The sequence below is a fragment of the Bradyrhizobium sp. ORS 375 genome, assembly GCF_000239775.1.
GTDB lineage: Bacteria > Pseudomonadota > Alphaproteobacteria > Rhizobiales > Xanthobacteraceae > Bradyrhizobium.
Window position 1 is genome coordinate 1 of the sequence record NZ_CAFI01000291.1, and the last position, 17,998, is coordinate 17,998.

Annotated in this window: 20 protein-coding genes; 10 read left to right on the forward strand and 10 right to left on the reverse strand. The window is 66.7% G+C overall.

The window, feature by feature from the left end; genetic code table 11:
• The 3 genes from BRAO375_RS20840 to BRAO375_RS20850 form a co-directional block, all read left to right on the forward strand.
• A partial coding sequence (locus tag BRAO375_RS20840) for a sensor histidine kinase (RefSeq protein WP_035641531.1) occupies positions 1–414 on the forward strand: 414 nt, incomplete at its 5' end.
• A 179-nt stretch (positions 415–593) separates the two neighbouring features.
• Positions 594–779, forward strand: a complete 186-nt coding sequence (locus BRAO375_RS20845) for a hypothetical protein (protein WP_009029421.1) — start codon at positions 594–596, stop codon at positions 777–779.
• 16 nt (positions 780–795) lie between these two features.
• A complete protein-coding gene (locus tag BRAO375_RS20850) occupies positions 796–1,395 on the forward strand; it encodes a hypothetical protein (RefSeq protein WP_009029422.1) in 600 nt (199 codons plus the stop codon).
• A 37-nt stretch (positions 1,396–1,432) separates the two neighbouring features.
• Here BRAO375_RS20850 and BRAO375_RS20855 read toward each other — a convergent pair whose 3' ends face one another.
• Entirely contained in the window at positions 1,433–1,999 is a 567-nt protein-coding gene (locus tag BRAO375_RS20855; RefSeq protein WP_009029423.1) for an HXXEE domain-containing protein, read from the reverse strand.
• 131 nt (positions 2,000–2,130) lie between these two features.
• A complete protein-coding gene (locus BRAO375_RS20860) occupies positions 2,131–2,421 on the reverse strand; it encodes a hypothetical protein (protein ID WP_009029424.1) in 291 nt (96 codons plus the stop codon).
• Between the two features lie 163 nt (positions 2,422–2,584).
• Between BRAO375_RS20860 and BRAO375_RS20865 the strand changes: the two genes are divergently transcribed.
• A complete protein-coding gene (locus BRAO375_RS20865) occupies positions 2,585–3,208 on the forward strand; it encodes a TetR/AcrR family transcriptional regulator (protein ID WP_009029425.1) in 624 nt (207 codons plus the stop codon).
• On the opposite strand, the gene BRAO375_RS20870 is transcribed toward BRAO375_RS20865, so the two are convergent.
• Positions 3,205–3,438, reverse strand: coding sequence for a hypothetical protein (locus tag BRAO375_RS20870; protein ID WP_009029426.1), 234 nt, complete (start codon positions 3,436–3,438; stop codon positions 3,205–3,207). The two genes, BRAO375_RS20865 and BRAO375_RS20870, sit on opposite strands and share 4 nt — an antisense overlap.
• Positions 3,439–3,567: 129 nt before the next feature.
• Between BRAO375_RS20870 and BRAO375_RS20875 the strand changes: the two genes are divergently transcribed.
• Complete coding sequence (locus BRAO375_RS20875) at positions 3,568–4,290, forward strand: Crp/Fnr family transcriptional regulator (protein ID WP_009029427.1); 723 nt, start codon at positions 3,568–3,570, stop codon at positions 4,288–4,290.
• Between the two features lie 10 nt (positions 4,291–4,300).
• Here the strand turns inward: BRAO375_RS20875 and BRAO375_RS20880 are convergent, their stop codons facing one another.
• Entirely contained in the window at positions 4,301–4,912 is a 612-nt protein-coding gene (locus tag BRAO375_RS20880; protein ID WP_009029428.1) for a CAP domain-containing protein, read from the reverse strand.
• A gap of 1 nt (position 4,913) precedes the next feature.
• Entirely contained in the window at positions 4,914–5,234 is a 321-nt protein-coding gene (locus BRAO375_RS20885) for a YqfO family protein (protein ID WP_009029429.1), read from the reverse strand.
• A 212-nt stretch (positions 5,235–5,446) separates the two neighbouring features.
• On the opposite strand from BRAO375_RS20885, the gene BRAO375_RS20890 reads away from it, so the two are divergent.
• The 3 genes from BRAO375_RS20890 (at position 5,447) to BRAO375_RS20900 (ending at position 7,591) form a co-directional block, all read left to right on the forward strand.
• A complete protein-coding gene (locus BRAO375_RS20890; RefSeq protein ID WP_009029430.1) occupies positions 5,447–6,694 on the forward strand; it encodes a multidrug effflux MFS transporter in 1,248 nt (415 codons plus the stop codon).
• A gap of 164 nt (positions 6,695–6,858) precedes the next feature.
• The gene (locus tag BRAO375_RS20895; RefSeq protein ID WP_009029431.1) at positions 6,859–7,038 is read left to right on the forward strand and encodes a hypothetical protein; all 180 of its coding nucleotides are present in this window, start codon (positions 6,859–6,861) and stop codon (positions 7,036–7,038) included.
• Positions 7,039–7,186: 148 nt separating this feature from the next.
• Entirely contained in the window at positions 7,187–7,591 is a 405-nt protein-coding gene (locus BRAO375_RS20900) for a response regulator (RefSeq protein ID WP_009029432.1), read from the forward strand.
• A 243-nt stretch (positions 7,592–7,834) separates the two neighbouring features.
• Here BRAO375_RS20900 and BRAO375_RS20905 read toward each other — a convergent pair whose 3' ends face one another.
• Positions 7,835–9,598 (reverse strand): ShlB/FhaC/HecB family hemolysin secretion/activation protein, encoded by a 1,764-nt coding sequence (locus BRAO375_RS20905; RefSeq protein ID WP_009029433.1) that lies wholly within the window; start codon positions 9,596–9,598, stop codon positions 7,835–7,837.
• A 163-nt stretch (positions 9,599–9,761) separates the two neighbouring features.
• On the opposite strand from BRAO375_RS20905, the gene BRAO375_RS20910 reads away from it, so the two are divergent.
• Positions 9,762–10,988: a FecR domain-containing protein gene (locus BRAO375_RS20910; protein WP_009029434.1), complete on the forward strand. Its 1,227-nt coding sequence runs from the start codon at positions 9,762–9,764 to the stop codon at positions 10,986–10,988.
• A 147-nt stretch (positions 10,989–11,135) separates the two neighbouring features.
• Complete coding sequence (locus BRAO375_RS20915; RefSeq protein WP_009029435.1) at positions 11,136–13,901, forward strand: EAL domain-containing protein; 2,766 nt, start codon at positions 11,136–11,138, stop codon at positions 13,899–13,901.
• Positions 13,902–14,183: 282 nt separating this feature from the next.
• On the opposite strand, the gene BRAO375_RS20920 is transcribed toward BRAO375_RS20915, so the two are convergent.
• From BRAO375_RS20920 to BRAO375_RS20935, 4 genes are all read right to left on the reverse strand, one after another.
• A complete protein-coding gene (locus tag BRAO375_RS20920; RefSeq protein ID WP_009029436.1) occupies positions 14,184–15,104 on the reverse strand; it encodes a polyphosphate kinase 2 family protein in 921 nt (306 codons plus the stop codon).
• Complete coding sequence (locus BRAO375_RS20925) at positions 15,101–15,817, reverse strand: NUDIX domain-containing protein (protein WP_009029437.1); 717 nt, start codon at positions 15,815–15,817, stop codon at positions 15,101–15,103. The genes BRAO375_RS20920 and BRAO375_RS20925 overlap by 4 nt, the downstream gene beginning before the upstream one ends.
• Before the next feature lie 4 nt (positions 15,818–15,821).
• Positions 15,822–16,835 carry an ABC transporter substrate-binding protein gene (locus tag BRAO375_RS20930; protein ID WP_009029438.1) on the reverse strand — a complete coding sequence of 338 codons (1,014 nt, stop codon included), beginning with the start codon at positions 16,833–16,835 and terminating at the stop codon, positions 15,822–15,824.
• Between the two features lie 219 nt (positions 16,836–17,054).
• Positions 17,055–17,840 carry an ABC transporter permease gene (locus tag BRAO375_RS20935; protein ID WP_009029439.1) on the reverse strand — a complete coding sequence of 262 codons (786 nt, stop codon included), beginning with the start codon at positions 17,838–17,840 and terminating at the stop codon, positions 17,055–17,057.
• Positions 17,841–17,998: the final 158 nt, after the last annotated feature.

Genomic DNA, 17,998 nt, shown 5'->3' on the forward strand with positions numbered 1-17,998 from the left:
CTCTCCTGTCCCGAGGGCGTCATGCTCACCAGCTATCCCGGCGCGCTCGGCCAGGTCATCAGCATCCTCGCCTTCAACGCGGCGACCCATGCCTATCCCGGCGACATCAGCGGCGTGTTTTCCATCGAGGTCGCGCAGCACCTGGACCGCTCCGTCTGCATCCTGTGCAGCGACGAGGGCGTCGGCATGCCCGATCATGTGCGCGGGAGGGTGTTCGATCCGTTCTTCACCACGCGCCGCGAGAAGGGCAATGCCGGCCTCGGCCTGCACATTGCCTTCAACGTCGTCGCGTCCACGCTCGGCGGCCGCATCGAGCTGGATAGCGAAGTGCAACAGGGCACGCGCATCGCGATCGAGATTCCGCTGATCGGCCCCAGCAAGCCGGCCGAGCTGGAGCTCACGGCAGCCAACTAGACTTCTTTGCGAATTTGCAGAGGTGCAGGCTGCGGAACTGGACGGACCTCGTTTCTCACCGAGGCCGTCGAGGAACCTCGTTCTTTGCGGTCCTCACGAACCAGCGATCACGCGACCTGATGAGAACCTCGGTCGTTCCGGCACGTTGGTCCAGCTCCCGCAACAACAAGGAGACGGCGATGACCAGGCTGCCCCCCGTTCCCCCGGAAAATCAGAGCCCGATGGGTACCGGCGATGCCAAGTCGATCAACGCGCATGAGGCGTCGAAGCCGTCAGCTGGCGTGACCGGCAATCCTGATCAGCAGGGCCGCACCGGCAACATCAAGCAGAACACCACCAACCAGGGTTATCAGCAGGACCGCTGAGCGGAGGAGCCAAGCGATGAGCAACAAGCATCCGAAGATGCCGCGCCCAAGCAATGTCGACCTCGTGCGCAATCCGCTGATCGGCGGCTCCAAGGGCGTCACCATGGCGCAGGCGAGCCTCGACGATCTCGAGCAGCTGGAGGGCGCCAACACGTTTCAAGGCGATGTCGAGAACGACACCAATGCGCAGGGCGGCATCGACAAGGCCGAAGTGATGGATCGCCGCCGCGGGCCGCCGCAACACGATCGCGACCAGCCGCCACGGCACAAGGAACTGCAGGGCCGCAAGACGCATGAGCAGCAGCTGCGCATGCTCGAGCGCAAGCCGGACAATCCGGATTCCGCTCAGCTCGCCCGCGAGATCGAACGCGATCAGGACCGCTCGCGTGTTCTCGATGCCAAGCCGAGCAACGCCGACGGCGCGCCCGCGCCGCGCATCAAGGCCAAGGGCGATGGCTCCGGCGCGATGACCGACCTGCAGGAGGACCTCGTCGGCGACAACATGGTGCTGTCGAACCGCGACAAGACCGAGAGCTCACGCGAGCGCGGTCAGGACGGCCGCTGGGTGGAGACAGAGCAGTATCAGGATCACAACGACAACAAGGGCCGCGGCTGATCGCGTCGTGACGTGCCGCCGTAAGGTGCGCCAGCGGCTACGCCTTGGCCAGAGCGGCGCCCCGGGCGCGGTGGATGGCATTGGCGGCGATGATGACGTGCAGCAGCAGCGACAGGCCGAAGCCGAGCGCATGCTGCGCGGCCGTCGCGGGGATGGTGAGAACGGTGATCAGTCCGAGCGGAATGAACAGCACGATGCCCGTCACGAGGCCCGGATTGTAGCCGCGGAAGCGCAGCGCCGGGCCGATGTGGCCGACCGAGTTCACCAGCATCAGATAGGGCGCGACCAGCGCCCAGGCGGGTCCGGCGATCCAGGCGACATAGAGCGCGATCAGATCAATGCCCCAGACCGCGCCGCAATTCACCCAGAGCACGTCGCCGGTCGTCAGCGCCTCGCGGCCGCCGAACATCACGCGGTTGACGAAGCTGCGGAAGCGGTCGCCGGTGTGCTCCTCGACCTGGTGGATCATGTAGCCCGGCGAGTGCAGGAAGATCAGCAGCAGCGCCAGCGGCCAATCCGCCGCCAGCAGCGGCACCAGCGCCAGCAGCGCTGCGGCCATGAAGACGGCGCCGGCAACCCAGTGTCGGGCGAGGAGATCGATCATCACCCATTGATGCGCGAATCGGGCGGCGTTGCCAAGCCGGGTTCCCCCGGGGGAAACACCGTGCGCCGCGCCGGTGCGGCTGCGACCTTATGTCAGGCCGCAGGCCGCAACCGGACGCGGCGCCGCGCGACCTACTTCAACAGCACCAGGCATTCGCCGGCCGGGGTGGCGTTGGCGCGGGCGGTGTCGCGATCGAACTTGCCGGCCACCACCAGCGGCTTGACCCGCTCGACGATGACGTCCTTGACCACGCTGTCCGGGCCGATCGCCGGCGCGGTCACGTCGTAGATCTGCTTCGCCACCGGCGACAGCTTGGCGGCGCAACTGTCGGCCGCGGTGCGGTTGCCGGCCCAGGCGCTCGGCGATGCGAAGCACTGGGCAACGGCGATGAGGGTCACGAACGGAAATACGAGGCGCAGCATGGCAATCGGTCCCTTGTTCAAATCAGGTTCAGCGAGGCGCAAGCAGGCTTCGCCTCGAACGCGTCGACCTCATCGAAGGCCGCCTGCTTGCCGCCCTTGATCTACCCCGGGCACCGGGGAACGCCTACTCGATTTCCGAACAGCGCGAGCCGAGATCCGACCAATGCAGGAAGCGACTGAAACTCTTCGCAAAACGCCGGTGCAGAAGCGCACGAGGCAGACCCTGGACGTGCTGTTCGAGGCGACGGCTCAACTTCTGCAGAGCGGCGGGGCCAAGGGTCTCAACACCAATGCCATCGCCGAACGCGCCGGCTTCTCGATCGGCACGCTCTACAGCTACTTCAAGGACAAGACCTCGCTGTTGCGCGCGCTGGCGCTGCGCGAGTTCGCGCGCCAGGAGGCAGAGTTCGCCGAGACGCTGGCGGCGCATCGCGCCCTGCCTCGCGAGGCCATGGTGCGCGCGGTGGTGCGCCAGGGCTTCGCGCCGTTCGCCGGCCGGCACCGCGTGCGCCGGCATCTCCTGGTGCTGTTCGGCAACGACGTCGAGCTGCAGCGCGCGCTGCACGACATGGTCGACCGCATGACCGAGCGCCTGATCGACGCGGTCGGCATCGAGGCCGCGGCGATGCCGCCGGCGCGGCGCTACATCCTGGTTCGCGCAGCGCTCGGCCCGATCCGCGCGGCCGTGATGTGCGAGCATCGCCTGGTCGCGACGGCGGAGCTGGAGGACGAGCTGGTGCGGCTGGTGCTGTTCCTGCTGCAGCCTGAGACGCCGTCTCGGAACTAGTTCGCCTTCTTGTCGGCGCTGGTGAGCCGCTGAGCGAGCCGCTTCAGGCTTGCGTCCGTCGGCGGCAGCGCCTGGAACTCGCGGATCGCCTGCGACAGTTCCTGATCGGACATCGGGTGCGCGGGCTGCGCCAGCCGGCCGTCGGAGAGCGCCGCCGCGATGGTCTCGATATGCGAGCCCGAGCCGCCGAGCCATCGGCGGAGCCGGTAGAGGAACGCGATGTGGGGCACGGCTGTTCTCCCGATGCGGCGACCGGCAACTCTGCTCCGCATCCTCTTATAACGCCCCCGACTTTAGTCGGAACGGTCAACCGCATCGTCTCATTTGATATGGCCGTGATCGACCAACGCGATGTCCCGATGGATGCCGACAAGATCGTCATCAACAAGCTCAAGGAACATTCCCGGCTCTCGGACGACGACGTCGCCGAGATCAGAAGCTTCACCTTCGCGCCGCGCGAGCTGGCCGACCAGGAGGACCTGATTCGCCAGGGCGACGAGCCGGACAAGTCCGTCGTCGTGATGTCCGGATGGGTCGCGCGCTATCATCTGCTGCCAGGAGGCGGCCGCCAGTATCTCTCGTTCCACATGGGCGGCGACTGGCCGGATGCGCAGGCGCTGTTCCTCGACCGGATGGATCACGCGGTGTGCGCGCTCGGCCCGGCGCTGGTGGCGGGCGTCGCGCACAAGGAGCTGACGCGGGCGATCAGCCGCCGCCCCATGCTCGGCTTTGCGATCTGGCGCGAGACGCTGATCGACGCATCGATCTTTCGCGAGGCGATCACCAACAACAGCGCGCGGGCGAAGCCGGCGCGGATGGCGCATCTGTTCTGCGAGCTGTTCTACCGCGCCCGTGCGCTCGGCCACGCCGACGGCGACCAGCTGCTGCTGCCGGTCAACCTGGTGCAACTCGGCGAGGCGCTGGGCATGGCGATCGCGACCGTCAACCGCACGCTTGTGGAACTGCGCGCCAGCCGGGCGGTCGATTTCCGCAGCGGCACGTTGACGGTGCACAACTGGCCGCGGCTGTGCGCGATCGGCGAGTTCGATCCGGGCTATCTGCACCTGAAGAAGCAGCGCTGAGGCGCAGCGTTCAGATGCACAGGCCAATCAGCTTGATGTTGAGATGGCAGTCCTTGCCGGCGGGCGGCTTGGCGCCCCAGCGCGTCGTCTGCGGCTTCGCTTCGGTTTTGCTCTCACTCTTGGCCTGCGCCACGGCCGGCTTGCCCTTGCTCTTCGGCGCCGCCTTGGGCTTGTCGGTGTCGTAGTCGCCGGCGATCACCATCGCCCAATAGGTGCGCTTGCCGCTGGCCGTCCGGGCGCTGGCGATGCCGACCTTGGTGGCCTTCGGCAGCAGCAGGTTCTTGCGGTGGCCTGAGGAGTTGATCCACTGGCCGAGCGTCTTGTCGAAATTGTCGTAGCCATAGGCGATGTTCTCGGCGGCGCGGCCGGCCTTGGAGGGCGCGACGCGGCGCGTGAAGGGCCCAAGCACCTCGTGGCTGAGATCGTCCTTCTCGGCCATCGCCCGCGCCTGCTCCATCGCGATGCGGTCGAGCGTGGCGTCGCGGGTGACTCGGCCCTCACCGTGCTTGAGGCGGAATGCGGAGATCTGCTCGGCCGGCGCGGAGTCCTGGGCGAGCGCCTGAGACGACAGGGCCATGAAGGCCGCGACCAGCGTCGCGCCGATGAGGCGAAGCATCGCCATGCTAATCCACCACCTCGATCGGATAGACGTCGATCGCGGGCTCCTCGTAGGGGTGCGCGGCGCGGATCGCCGTCAGCACCGGCTTCAGGCGGTCCTCGGCGCAGACGGTCTCGATGCGGTCCTCCGCGACCGCCTCCAGCTGGCCGACGGCGCCGATGGTCGGATGGGCGCCGGCCAGCGCGCGGAAGCGGCCGGTGCCGGTCACGGTAAACGAGCAGTAATCATAGTTGCCGATGCGCCCGGCCCCGGCCTCGCCCATGGCGCTGCGTACGGCCTCGGCATCCGCCGTGGGGACATAGACGACGATCTTGTAGGTCTTCATGCGCCCCGCGAGCCCGCTGGATGATCACACGCGCGTTATCATCGGCCCCGGACTGGCGCAATTTTCACCAGCTCACACCCGGTCACAATCGCGCCAGCGTGGCTGCGAGCGGCTGATGACCAGCCATTCCGAAACGCGCCTTGTGCATCGCAGCAAGTCCGATAGAGATCGGTGCTCGCATCCGCCGCCCCCGACATCACGGAAAGCCTGACTTGACCGACACCAGTGCCGACAGCCTCGAGATCGTCCGCCACAAGCCGATGGCCTTCGCTGAGTTCGTGATCGTGATCGCGGCGATCATGGCGCTGAACCCGCTCGCCATGGACATGATGCTGCCCGCCCTGCCGGACATCGGCTCCGCGTTCCACATCGGCACCGCCAATCGGGTGCAGATGGTGCTGTCGGCCTTCGTGATCGGCTTCGGCGTCGGCCAGTTCGCGATCGGTCCGCTGTCGGACAGCTTTGGCCGCCGCCCCGTCCTGCTCAGCGGCATGGTGCTCTACGTCATCGCCAGCCTGCTCGCGTTGGCCGCGCCGTCGTTCGAGACGCTGCTGCTGGCGCGCGTGCTGGAGGGTCTCGGCACCGCCGCCACGCGCGTGATCGCCACCTCGATCGTGCGCGACTGCTACGCCGGCCGCCGCATGGCGAGCGTGGTGTCGCTGGCCATGATGGTGTTCATCGCCGTGCCCGTGGTCGCGCCGGCGTTCGGCCAGGCGGTGATGCTGCTGACGCAATGGCGCGGCATCTTCGTGGTGCTGACCGTGTATGGCGTCATTGCGCTGCTGTGGACCGTGTTCCGCCTGCCGGAGACGCTGCCGGAGAACGAACGCAAGCCGTTCAACGTCACCGCGATCAGCGCCGCCTTCCGCGCCACGCTGACCAACCGCCAGACGCTCGGCTATGCGCTCGCCGCCAGCGGCATCTTCGGCGCGGTGCTGGCCTATGTGCTGTCGTCGCAGCAGCTGTTCACCGGGGTCTATCATCTCGGCCACTACTTCCCGCTGGCGTTTGCGGCGATCTCGGCCACCATCGCCATCGCCGGCTTCCTCAATGCCCGGCTGGTCGGCCGGCTCGGCATGCGCAAGATCTCGCACACCGCGCTGGTCGCCTGCGTCGTGGTCGCACTCGCCTGCTTCACGGCGGCCATGCTCGGCACGCTGCCGCTGTGGCTGTTCATGGTGCTGTCGGCCGCGATGATGTTCACGTTCGGGCTGATGTTCGCGAACTTCACCGCGCTGGCGATGGAGCCGCAGCGCGCCAACGCCGGCACCGCCTCCTCGTTGTATGGCTCGATCACCACGCTGCTCGGCATGGCCGCCGGCGCCGTGGTCGGTCAGGCCTTCGACAGCACGCCGCTGCCATTCGCGACCGGCTTCCTCGCCTGCACCGCAACCGCGTTGGTCCTCGTGCTGATCACCGAGAAGGGCCGGCTGTTCCATGGCCAGGGCAAGCCGGTCTAGATCTGATTTTCCAGATTGACCCGAGCGCCAGCCGCGGCCTCGTCCACCTGTCTCGGGAACAAGCCGAGTAAAGCATCGGGTCCCAGGAGGTCGCTGTTGATCAGCAGGAACGGAATCCTGGTTCCGGCGTATTGATAGCGAGTGGTATTAGGGGACGGGGCACCATGGTCGGGAAGAAGTATTTGGCAGACCAGGCCGCCACACTGTTCAAGTTCGCAAAGGCAACAACCGACCCGGACGTCGCCCTTGCCCTGCTCGACAAGGCCGCCGACTTGACGGCCAAGAAGGAGCAGGCGCCCGACACCAGCCTGCAAGCACCTGACGTCGAGCGGTCGGACCGCTGACCGAGCGAGCCGCTCGATGGGCGCCGCTCTCTCTGGGAGCCCTTGTGTACACTTTTATACCGACCTGCAGGAACCGCATAGCACCATGTGCGTTCGGGTATGCAACCGCATGCGAGTGACCTGAAGTCGGAGTGGTGGAGTGGACGAGTTGCCGATCGTTCTCCTCGTCGAGGACGAGGCGCTGTTGCAGGAGTTCGTAAGGGACGCCTTGAGGGATGCGGGCTATGATTTGACCATCTCCGCTTCAGCCGAAGAAGCTCTGACGCTGATCGGCAGCGGCGTTGTGAAGTACCGTGCGCTCGTCACCGACATTCACATCCACGGCGAGATGAACGGATGGGAGCTGGCGCGCAGAGTCAGGGAAATCGATCCGGCCTTCCCCGTCATCTACATGACGGGAGCCGCGGGCGATCATTGGGCCTCCCAGGGAGTCCCGGAAAGCATTCTTCTGCTGAAGCCGTTTGCGCCTGCTCAGCTCGTCACAGCCGTGTCTCAGTTGTTGAACGCGACAGCACCGGCTGCTGCCAGGAAGATCACCGAAACTGAACAGTGATCGCCGGCTGTTCGAGGGTCGCACGCGCTGCTTACACTGTGATCGCTCTCGCTGGTTCAGCTGCCGGCAAACGCAGATCTGCGGCAGAATTGGCGGCGTCCGTTGCTGGGATCCGATGCCGATCACGGGGCCTGCCCTGCTTTAAGAGATCGATCCTCTCTATACTTGCCGGCGGACAATCCCAATCTGCTCCCGCCGCCTGGACAACGCTGTGATCGACGGATACCGCCCGCCCGGCAAGTCTCAGATGCACGGCCCCTGGCCGCGCTGCGGGCACAGCTTGAGCACGCTCGACAGCGACAGCAGCAGCCGCGCGCCGCGGGTCGTGTTGTCCGGCGCGCGATAGCCGAGCGGAACGGCGACGCCGAGATCGGCACGCCAGTCGTTCGGGAAGGTGAAGCGCACGCCACCGCCGACCGACGTCAGCGCCACGCCATCGGACGGCCGGAAGCCCGAGTTCCAGGCGAGCCCGGCATCGAAGAAGCTGTAGAGCTGATAGCTCTTGAGATAGGTCCAGTCCGGCTTCTGCTCGTAGCGCAGCTCGACCGTGCCGGCGACGCCGTTATCGCCGCTGATCTCGGCGCTGCCATAGCCGCGGCCATAGGACAGGCCGCCGAGATAAAACTGCTGTGAGTTGTACAGCGGCCCCGAGGCGAGCTGGCCGGCGCCGGCGAGCTTCACCGACCACGCGTCCGACAGCGTCTGGTAGCGCGCGAACCAGCCATTGACGACCGAGAAGCCCGGCGAGGCGCCGTCGCGCGAGACCAGCGGATCATTGGCCACCGTCGCGCCGAACGCGTTGATGCCCTGCCGGTAGGCCAGGGTCAGATAATTATCGCCGCCGATATCATCCTTCCAGCGATAGTCGCCGGTGAAGGTCAAGGTTCGGATGCGGTCGCGATACCAGAGGCCGAACACGTCGCGCTCGGTGACGTCGCTGAAGGCGGCTGCGATCGTCAGGTTGAGCGAGGCGCGCTGCGACCGGATCGGCGCGAAGCCGCCGCGCAGCTCGACCGTCTCGGTCACGGTGTTGTCGTTGAACAGCCGCCTGACATCGCCCGGCCGCACCTCGCTGTACAGCGCCGAGGCGCCGACATGAAAGCCGTCGGTGCCGATCGGCACGTCGTAGGACAGCCGCCCGAAGGCGAGCTGGCGCGGGTCGCCGGGCGTCGTCGACAGATTGGCGGTGAGCGTGTCGCCCGGCAACAGATAGGAGTTGAACGCGGCGGTGGCGTAGCTCTGCCAGGGACCGACGGTCGACGAGCCGAGATTGTCGACGCCGGCGAAACCGTAGACGTGCCAGGTCTTGAGCTCGAGCACGAGACGGAACCGGCCGGTGCTGCCGCCGATCTCCTCCAGCGCGGAATCGACCAGGCGCACGCCGCTGCGGCTGTTGACCAGCATCAGCTGCCGCTCGAGCGTGGCAAGCCGGGACGGCTGCTCGGCGAGCACCGGGCCGAGCAGCGGCCGGATGCCGAACTCCTCCGCGCCCTCACCCTTCAGGCTCACCTCGGTGATGCTGCCCTCGATGACCTGGATCCGCACCCGGCCGCCGCTGATGTCCTGCGCCGGGACGATCGCCCGGCTGAGATGGAAGCCGGCGGCGCGATACTTCTCGCCGATCGCGGTGGCGATGTCGGCGAGATCGGCCTGCGAGACCGGCTTTCCGAGATAAGGTTGATAGACCGTTGCGAGCTCATCGGCCGGCAGCGCCGCGGCGCCCGTCAGGCTCACGCCGCGCAACGTAAACAAAGTCTTACGATCGCCGCCGCCGCGCTGCGTCTCGAATTGCGGCGCGCGCGGCCGCGGCGGGGCCGGTTGGCCGAGGCGCGACTGCTCGTCGAAATACTTCTCGGTCTGGCGCGGATCGAAGCTCGGCTGGTTGACCTGCTGCGCCTGGGCGGGCCCCGCGAGCCAGATCATCGAGAGGCAGACGGATGCGACGGAGGCGGTTCCGAGCCACGCGCGCAGCGCGGGCCGAGCGGCCCTCCTGGCGCGTCGACCCATCGTCTTCTCAGTTCCCTCGACACAACCAGCACGCATTCCTCGTTCTTAGTTTGTTAAGGTTAGTGAAGGGTAAATGCGTGCACCGAACTCTACCGCAACTCCTAAGGGTCTCTTGAAACATTTGGATTAGTTTCGAGCGTCGCCAACGATGCGAGCTCGTGCCATGTCATCCAAGCGTTTCCTGATTTCGGGACTGATCGCGTGCCTCCTCGGCGCAGCGCCCGCCGCCTTCGCAGCCGACGGAGAGCCGTGGGTTGTCAGCAAATCGTCCGGTGAGGTCTGGGTCACAAGCCAGGGTTCCACAAGCGGCGCAACCCCGGTGTCGCTCGGTCGCGAGGACGCACTGAAGCCAGGCGATACGATCCGCACCGGTCCGAACGGGCGCGTGCGGCTGACGCGGGGCGCCGAGACGATGGTGATCGCGCCAAACTCGGAAATCGGCCTGCCCGCCGCCGCCAAGGACGGCATGGCGACGACCATCCTGCAGCGCGCCGGCTCGATCCTGCTCGACGTCGAGAAGCGCAACGTGCAGCATTTCGAAGTCGAGACGCCGTTCCTCGCCGCCGTCGTGAAGGGCACGCAGTTCAGCGTCACCATTACCGGCCGCAATACAAAGGTCGAGGTCAGCCGCGGCCAGGTCCAGGTCTCCGACTTCAAGACCGGGCAGATCGCCCAGGTCATGCCCGGTCAGGCGGCCACCACCTCCAACACCGGCCGCTCCGGCCTCAATCTGTCCGGCTCCGGCAGCTTCAGCCCGATCGAGCAGGGCCGCCCGCGCGCGCCGACCATCGATCGCGTGCAGGTGCCGCGCGACGGCCTGCATGCGCCGCGCGAGTCGAAGGGCAGCGTCATCCACGCCCTCAACGCCAACGCCCCCGCGGGGCGTGCAAGCGCTCCGACGTCTTCGCCGCAGCGCTCTGCAACCACGTCCATTGGAGCCAAGCCGAACGTGGTGCGGATCTCGAGCTCGATCGGCGAAGTCAATCTGAACATTCACAAGGCGACCCGCGGCCTCGCGCATGGCACGAACCCCGCGGCCGGCGGAGCGGGACGGAGCACCGCCTGGACCGATGCAAGAGGCAATAGCGGCAACTCCGCCGGCAACCCGGCGACCGGAGGCAACGCATCGGGAGATTCCTCGGTCGCGGCCACCGTCGCCGCCGCCGTCGGCTCACCGAGCGGATCGGCCAGCGGCGCCAATGCGAACGGTATCGCGGCGTCCAGTCTTGCTGGCGGCAACGGCAACGGCGGCAACAGCGGCAATGCCGGCAACAATGGCAATAATGGAAATAATGGCAACGGCAATAGCGGCAATAGCGGCCGTGGCAACAGCGGCAACGGCGATGATCATGGTGGCCGCGATCATGCTTCCGGACACGGCAGGAACTGATGCGACGCGTCCCGTGCCACGGGGCGCGGTCATGAGACGAGTGGAACTGGCACGGCAGATCACCTCCGTGCAGTTGGGGACATGAGAATGAATCCGGGATCGCGGACACGGGACCAGGCGCCGGTCCGCGAACGTTCGGGAGGGGGCATGGTCAGGCGGTTCATGCCGCATATTCTGGTCGTGGTCGCGCTGCTCACGGTCGGCCTGTCCGGCAGCTACGAGCTGCTCGGCAACGCGCTCGTCGATCTGCGCTTCCGGCTGGACAAGCGTCCCGCCAGCGGCGAGGTCGCGGTCGTCACCATCGACCCACGCTCGATCGAGACCCTCGGCGTCTGGCCCTGGCCTCGCACCACCCATGCGCGACTGTTGGACCAGCTGCAGCGCGCCGGCGTTCGCGACGTCGCCTTCGACGTGGACTTCAGCTCGCCGTCCGAGCCGGCTGCCGACCGCGCCTTCCAGGAGGCGTTGCAGAATGCGAAGAGCTCCGTCGCTCTGCCCGCGTTCAGGCAACTCAACGCGACGCAGCAGGGACCGGCTATTCACATCAACCGGCCGCTGCCGCAATTCGAGAAGCTGTCTTGGTCCGGCCTCGTGAACATCGAGGTGGCGCGCGACGGCCGCGTCCGGCGCTACACTTTCGGCGAGTATTGCGAGGTTGGTCATGACAAGACGTTTGTGCAGTCCTTCGGGGCCTTCCTTGCCGGCAGCGACGCCGTCCGGGACGATGCCTTCCTGATCGACTACGGCATAGATCCGGCGTCATTCCCGAAGGTGTCGTATGTCGACGTCCTGAACGGCAACGCCGCCGCGCTGGCCGCGCTCAAGGACAAGCGTGTGATCATCGGCGCAACCGCCATCGAACTGGGCGACTATTACAGCGTGCCGAATGGCCGCGTCCTGCCGGGCGTGGTGCTGCAGGCGACGGCGGCCGAATCGATCATCCAGCACCGCACCCTGCTCAAGACGTCGGCCGCGGCCACCCTGTGCGCCCTGTTGCTGATCATCGCGGTGATGCTGGCGAGCTGGCGCCGTCTGTCCGCGGCCCGGCGCGGCGTGCTGATCGTGCTCATCGGCATCGGCATCGAGGCGCTCGCGCTGGTGCTGCACGACCGCTATGCGCTGGTGCTCGACAGCTCGCTGCTGCAGATCGCGCTTGCCGCCTATCTCATTGCGACCGCGCTCGACGAGATCGACTTCCGCGGCCTGCTGCGCAACGTTGCCGAGAGCCGCTTCGAGCGGATCGCGATGTCGATCGGCGATGGCCTCGTCTGCACCGATCAGAACAAGCTGATCACGGTGTGGAATCCCGGCGCGGTGGCGATCTTCGGCTACAGCGCCGACGAGATTATCGGTCAGCCCTTCGCGCGGCTGCGCGCCGAGGCGGACGGCACCTCGGATGATCTGTTTCCGCAGCAGGAGGCCGCACTGCCGGCCACCCTGCTGCCCGGCGGCGCCACTCTCGAATTCGACGGCCGTCGCAAGGACGGCGAGGTGTTTCCGGTCGAAGCCAGCTTCTCGGCCTGGCACGGCGCGGATGGCCTGCAATATGGTGTGATCCTGCGCGACATCTCTCTGCGCAAGCGCGAGGCGGAGCGTATCCGTTATCTCGCCGAGCACGACACGCTGACGGCGCTGATCAACCGCAACACGCTGCAGAGCGAGCTCGCGGCCATGATCGAGACGGCCGATGCCGGCTCCGATCAGGTCGTGCTGCTGGTGTTGGGGCTCGACGCCTTCCAGCAGATCAACGACATGCTCGGGCAGGCCTATGGCGACAGCGTCCTGCGCGCCGCCGCCGACCGGCTCCGCCGCGAGATCGGCAGCATGGGCCGCGTCGCCCGTCTCAGCGGCGACGAGTTTGCCGTCGCGATCCCCTGCTCCGCGGTCGGCGGCACCGTGGCCGAGCTCGCCCAGCATCTCGCGCGGCTGTTCGACACGCCGCTGGACGCCGACAGCCGCGAGCAGCGGGTCAAGGTCAGCCTCGGCGTCGCCGTGCATCCCGACGCTGGCCAGACCGCGGACGAGCTGCTCAGCAACGCTCATCTCGCTCTGTCTCGTGCCAAGACCGATGCGCGCGGCAGCCATGTCATCTTCGAGAGCGCGATACGCCAGGAGCTGGAACGAAGGTTGACGCTCGAGGCGGAGCTGGCGCTCGCCGTCGAACGGCGCGAGTTCGAGCTGTTCTACCAGCCGCAGGTCGAGCTCTTGAGCGGCCGCGTGATCGGCGCCGAGGCGCTGATCCGCTGGCGTCATCCGACGCGCGGCCTGGTGCCCCCCGGAGACTTCATTCCGGTGGTCAACACCTCGCCCTTGTCGGAGGCGGTTGCGACTTGGGTGATGGCGACGGCTTGCCGGCAGGCGCGGGAATGGCAGCTCGCCGGCCATGAGATCCGCATCGGCGTCAACCTCTCGCCGTCTCAGTTCCAGGCGGGTGATCTCGCCGCTTTCGTCAGCAAGCTGCTCACCGTGACCGGGCTGTCGCCTCACTTGCTGGAGCTCGAAGTCACCGAGGACATCCTGCTGCACGACGAGCCCGGCGTGCTGCAGACCTTCAACCGGCTGCAGGCCCTCGGCGTCAGCCTGGTGTTCGACGATTTCGGCACCGGCTATGCGAGCCTCAGCTATCTGAAGAAGTTTCCGCTCGACGGCCTCAAGATCGACCGCTCCTTCGTCCGCGACGTGCTGACCCAGGCCGACGACGCGGCGATCGTCGGCTCCACGGTGAGCTTGAGCAAGCAGCTCAACCTTTCAGTGATCGCCGAGGGCATCGAGAACCAGGCCACCGCCGAATTCCTGCTGCGACTCGGCTGCGAGCACGGCCAGGGCTATCATTTCGGCAAGCCGATGCCGGCCGCCGATTTCGCGCGGCGCTTCCTGCACCTGGACGAAACACGTCACGCCGGCGCGGCGTGAGGTGAGGTGGCGGGATGGGCGCCCACGAGTGGGCCGGGCCTCCCTACATCTCCGCTTCACGCATGTCGCTCCCTCTCTCCGGTGTCATTCTCAGGGCGACTCTGTGTGGGGGCCATGCCAGCGCCAAGCACACCGGTTCGTCATGGCCGGGCTTGACCCGGCATCCAGCTTCTTGGATGGTTTTCGTTGAGGGGATGGATGCCCGGGTCAAGCCCGGGCATGACGAGCTGAACAGCGCCGCGGATGACGAGAGATGCGGCTGGCGCTGCCCGCCCCCTCCTCTCACCCCTTCTTGCCGCCCTTGCCCTCGTTCTCCAGCGCCTTGCGCACGGCCTTGAACTCCTCGCGCGAGGCCGCGTCGACGCGGGGAAACTGCAGGTCGAGACCTTCCAGCGCGGCCACGATGGTCGAGCCGATCACGACGCGGGCGAACCATTTGTGGTCGGCGGGGACGACGTACCATGGCGCTGATGGCGTCGAGGTGTGGCGGACGATGTCCTGATAGACCGCCTGGTAGCGCTGCCACTTGGCGCGCTCGGTGACGTCGCCCATCGAGAACTTCCAGTTCTTCGCCGGCTCCTCCAGCCGGTCGAGGAAGCGCTCGCGCTGCTCCTCCTTGGAGATGTTGAGGAAGAATTTCAGGATCACGGTGCCGTTGCGCGTCAGGTAGCGCTCGAAGGCGGAGATGTCCTCGAAGCGCTCGCGCCAGATGTTCTTGGTGACGAGCTTTGCCGGCAGCTTCTCCGCCTTGAGGATCTCCGGATGCACGCGCGTGACCAGGCACTCCTCGTAGTAGGAGCGGTTGAAGATGCCGATGCGGCCGCGTTCCGGCAACGCCAGCACGCTGCGCCACATGAAGTCGTGGTCGAGCTCCTTGGAGGTCGGCTGCTTGAACGAGGTGACCTCGCAGCCCTGCGGGTTGACGCCCTCGAAGATGCTCTTGATGGCGCTGTCCTTGCCGGAGGCGTCCATGCCCTGCAGCAGCACCAGCACCGACCAGCGGTCCTGTGCGTAGAGCTTCTCCTGGAAGTCCGCGAGCCGCTTGCGGTTCGCCTCGATGATCGCCTCGCCCTGCTCCTTGTCGAGCCCGCCCTTGACCTTGGTCTTGTGCGACTTGAGGCGAAACTTTCCGCCGCCGTCGACACGGAATGGCAAGATGAATGGATCGAGCTCGGACGCAAGCGTGCGGGCTTTCTTGCTCATGAGGACGGCTCTCCGGCGCTGAACTGGGTCTCGAGGAAGGCGGTGACGAAACGCGGCATCGCCGCGGTCAGATCCGCCCTGCACCGAACCAGCCGAACGCCTGCGAGTTCCGGCTCGTCCTGCGCGGCGAGATTGGCTTCGATGCGGCGCTGCAGGGTGTCGCCGGTCTCGGCTGTGTCGAGCACGCGCATCAGCGCGATCGACGCGCCGGTGACCACGCAGTCCCAATGCGCCGACGCGCGATAGTCCGCCGGCGTCAGCCCGGTCTCCTCCTCGACCTCGCGCGCGACGTTCGCGGCGAGATCGAGCGTGCCGCCATCGACGTCCTCGAGATCCGGCGTCCCGGCCGGAAAATACAGCCGGCCGGCATTGGCGGTGTGGGCGCCCATCTCGCCGAGCACGAACGCGCCGTCGGCGGAGCGCAGCGCGCCCATGCCGAAGCCGTTGAACGCGGAGCGATCCGGAAAGCCCCAGTCGCGCCACGCCAGCAGACTGGCGAAGTCGGTCTCGAAGTAGCTTGCCGAGAACTGCCCGTGATCGAAGCGCGCATCACGCCCGAGCAGGATGCGCCCGTTCCACAGGCCGGGCTTCTCGCGCTGCCGCTCGGCAAAATGCGCCGCGATGTCGTCGCGGCGCAATAGCGCGAACGGCCAATCCCACGGCTCGACCTTGAGGTCGAGCGTGGTGACGCGGTGAATGACGACGTCGGTCATCCGCTTATTTCGCGGCCTTGGCCTGCTCGACGAACTTGTTGGTGAAGGTCTTGCTGACGTCGATGTTGGCCTTGGCGACGTCGGGCGAGCCGGTCGAGAACACCGCGAGCACGGCGTCGGCGCCCTTCGGGTCCATCTTGCCGGTCTGCGAATACATCGGGATGGTGTTCTTCAGCGCGGCGAGATAGAGCGCCTTGTCCTTGCCGACCAGCTCCTCCGGCATCTTGGCCATGATCTCCTCCGGCGTGTGCGAGTGGATCCAGCCGAGCGTGGCGACGATCGCGTTGGTCAGCGCCTGCGTCTCCTTCTCGTGGCCGGCGATCCAGGCCACCGTCGAATACAGCGCGCCGCCGGGATATTCGCCGCCGAACACCTCCAGCGTGTCGTGCTGGGTGCGCGTGTCCGAGAGGATCTTGAGATCCGGATAGGTCCCCTGCAGCACCGTCACCGAGGGATCGAGCATGACCGCCGCGTCGATCTGGCCCTGCTGCATGGCGGCCACGGCGGTGGCGCCGAGACCGACGCCGATCACCGCGGTGCCCGCGGGATCGAGGCCGTTCTTCTTCAGCATGTACTTCAGGAAGAAATCGGTCGAAGAGCCCGGCGCGCTGACGCCGACCTTCTTGCCGGCGAGATCCTTGATCGAGTTGATCTCCTTGTTGTGCGACGGGGCGACCACCAGCACCAGGCCGGGATAGCGGTCGTAGACGACGAAGGACTGCATCTCCTGCTTCTTGGCCGCGAGGTTGACGCAATGATCGAAATAGCCGGAGACGACATCGGCGCTGCCGCCGAGCACGGCCTTCAGCGCATCCGAGCCGCCCTTGAGGTCGACCAGCTCGACGTCGAGCCCGGCCTTCTCATACTCGCCGAGCTGCTTGGCCAGCACCGTCGGCAGATAGCACAGGCAGGCGCCGCCACCGACTGCAATCGTCACCTTCGTTGCCGCGTTCGCCAGCCCCGTGCTCAACGTCAACGCCAGCAGCGCGCCGGTCATCCGGCCGATGATCTTGTTCATTGGTTTCCTCCGTTCGTTGCGATCAGATTAGGCGTGTGGATGTGGCTTGAGAAGGCCGCCCCACCCACCGCTGTCGTCCCTGCGAACGCAGGGACCCATAACCCCAGGGAGTGGTTTGAGGCAGGCGGGACGACCAGTCATTTCCAGCCGCGAGATCACGCGGTATGGGTCCCCGCGTTCGCGGGGACGACAGTGGAGGGTGGTGCGGCACCGCGGCCCTCATCGGCCATCTGCCACATCGGGGCGCCATACCAGCAGCCGGCGTTCCACCAGCGTCACGCAGATGTCGATCAGGATGACGAAGGCCGACAGCACGAACATGCCGGCGAACACGCCGGCGACGTCGAACACGCCCTCGGCCTGCTGGATGAGATAGCCGAGGCCGGCGGCGGAGCCGAGATATTCGCCGACGACGGCGCCGACCACGGCGAAGCCGACCGAGGTGTGCAGCGAGGAGAACATCCAGGACAACGCCGACGGCCAATAGACGTGGCGCATCAGCTGGCGCTCGCTCATGCCCAGCATCCGCGCATTGTCGCGCACAACCGTCGAGACTTCCTTGACGCCCTGATAGACGTTGAAGAACACGATGAAAAACACGAGCGTGACGCCGAGCGCGACCTTGGACCAGATCCCCAGGCCCAGCCACAGCGTGAAGATCGGCGCCAGCACCACGCGCGGCAACGCGTTGGCCATTTTGACGTAGGGGTCGAACACCGCGGCGACCAGCGGCTTGCGCGCGAACCAGAAGCCGACCAGCACGCCGCCGAGCGAGCCGATCGCGAACGCCAGGATCGACTCCCACAGCGTGATCGCGAGATGCTTCCAGATCGCACCGGTCGCGAACCATTTGACGACCTGCGCTGAGACGTCGACCGGGTTCGAGAAGAAGAATGGCGGCAGCCAGATGCGGCCGAAAATTGGGACGGTGGAGAGCAGTTGCCACAAGGCAATGGCGACGATCGCGACGAGCAATTGCAGCGCGAGCAGGGTGACACGCGACATCATGCTGCTTCCATCTGCATGAGGGACGCGAGATCGCAGCGTCGCGCACTGCTGCGTCCCCCTCCCCCTTGCGGGGAGGGGTCGGGGGTGGGGGTGCCACGAGCGAGAATCTTTCCTGCGACCCCCACCCCCCACCCCTCCCCGCAAGGGGGAGGGGG

What these genes read in the sequence shown, in the direction of transcription:
- BRAO375_RS20845 (WP_009029421.1), top strand. Translation starts at nt 594, where the DNA reads ATGACCAGGCTGCCCCCCGTTCCCCCGGAAAATCAGAGCCCGATGGGT.
- BRAO375_RS20850 (WP_009029422.1), top strand. Translation starts at nt 796, where the DNA reads ATGAGCAACAAGCATCCGAAGATGCCGCGCCCAAGCAATGTCGACCTC.
- BRAO375_RS20855 (WP_009029423.1), bottom strand. Translation starts at nt 1,999, where the DNA reads ATGATCGATCTCCTCGCCCGACACTGGGTTGCCGGCGCCGTCTTCATG.
- BRAO375_RS20860 (WP_009029424.1), bottom strand. Translation starts at nt 2,421, where the DNA reads ATGCTGCGCCTCGTATTTCCGTTCGTGACCCTCATCGCCGTTGCCCAG.
- BRAO375_RS20865 (WP_009029425.1), top strand. Translation starts at nt 2,585, where the DNA reads ATGCAGGAAGCGACTGAAACTCTTCGCAAAACGCCGGTGCAGAAGCGC.
- BRAO375_RS20875 (WP_009029427.1), top strand. Translation starts at nt 3,568, where the DNA reads ATGGATGCCGACAAGATCGTCATCAACAAGCTCAAGGAACATTCCCGG.
- BRAO375_RS20880 (WP_009029428.1), bottom strand. Translation starts at nt 4,912, where the DNA reads ATGGCGATGCTTCGCCTCATCGGCGCGACGCTGGTCGCGGCCTTCATG.
- BRAO375_RS20885 (WP_009029429.1), bottom strand. Translation starts at nt 5,234, where the DNA reads ATGAAGACCTACAAGATCGTCGTCTATGTCCCCACGGCGGATGCCGAG.
- BRAO375_RS20895 (WP_009029431.1), top strand. Translation starts at nt 6,859, where the DNA reads ATGGTCGGGAAGAAGTATTTGGCAGACCAGGCCGCCACACTGTTCAAG.
- BRAO375_RS20905 (WP_009029433.1), bottom strand. Translation starts at nt 9,598, where the DNA reads ATGGGTCGACGCGCCAGGAGGGCCGCTCGGCCCGCGCTGCGCGCGTGG.
- BRAO375_RS20910 (WP_009029434.1), top strand. Translation starts at nt 9,762, where the DNA reads ATGTCATCCAAGCGTTTCCTGATTTCGGGACTGATCGCGTGCCTCCTC.
- BRAO375_RS20915 (WP_009029435.1), top strand. Translation starts at nt 11,136, where the DNA reads ATGGTCAGGCGGTTCATGCCGCATATTCTGGTCGTGGTCGCGCTGCTC.
- BRAO375_RS20920 (WP_009029436.1), bottom strand. Translation starts at nt 15,104, where the DNA reads ATGAGCAAGAAAGCCCGCACGCTTGCGTCCGAGCTCGATCCATTCATC.
- BRAO375_RS20925 (WP_009029437.1), bottom strand. Translation starts at nt 15,817, where the DNA reads ATGACCGACGTCGTCATTCACCGCGTCACCACGCTCGACCTCAAGGTC.
- BRAO375_RS20930 (WP_009029438.1), bottom strand. Translation starts at nt 16,835, where the DNA reads ATGAACAAGATCATCGGCCGGATGACCGGCGCGCTGCTGGCGTTGACG.
- BRAO375_RS20935 (WP_009029439.1), bottom strand. Translation starts at nt 17,840, where the DNA reads ATGTCGCGTGTCACCCTGCTCGCGCTGCAATTGCTCGTCGCGATCGTC.